Below are 386 nucleotides of genomic sequence, written 5' to 3'. Positions count from 1 at the left end.
GGACTGGGCGGCGTGGCTGGAGCGCCTGGCCGACGCCGGCGTGGGCGCGGTGGGCTTCGGCACCGGGCTCAGCCACGCGCGGGTGCCCGCCCCGCTGGCGGCCGCGGCCGCGCGCCGCGGCGTGGCGCTGCTGGAGGTGCCGCCCGCCACCCCCTTCATCGCCGTCTCCGAGGCGCTGGCGGAGCTGCTGCGCAGCGGCGAGAGCGCCGCCGAGGCCGCCGCGGCGCAGGCCCAGCGGGAGCTGGCGGCGGCCGCGGGCGGGGCGGACGGCACCGGGCGGCTGCTCGCGGTGCTCGGGCGCGCCACCGCGGGCACCGCCTGGCTGGTCGACGAGCGCGGCGCGGTGCTGCGCGCCGGCGGCCCCGGGGCGCCGCCCGCGCCGACGG

General features: G+C 85.0%; 1 pseudogene. It reads left to right on the top strand.

The features are described 5' to 3' along the window. A pseudogene (locus tag GTR00_RS22665) lies at window positions 1-386 on the top strand (PucR family transcriptional regulator ligand-binding domain-containing protein); the annotation flags it as partial.

Source organism: Kineococcus indalonis (assembly GCF_009906395.1).
GTDB classification, from domain to species: domain Bacteria; phylum Actinomycetota; class Actinomycetes; order Actinomycetales; family Kineococcaceae; genus Kineococcus; species Kineococcus indalonis.
This window is presented reverse-complemented; position numbering and strand designations above follow the sequence as displayed.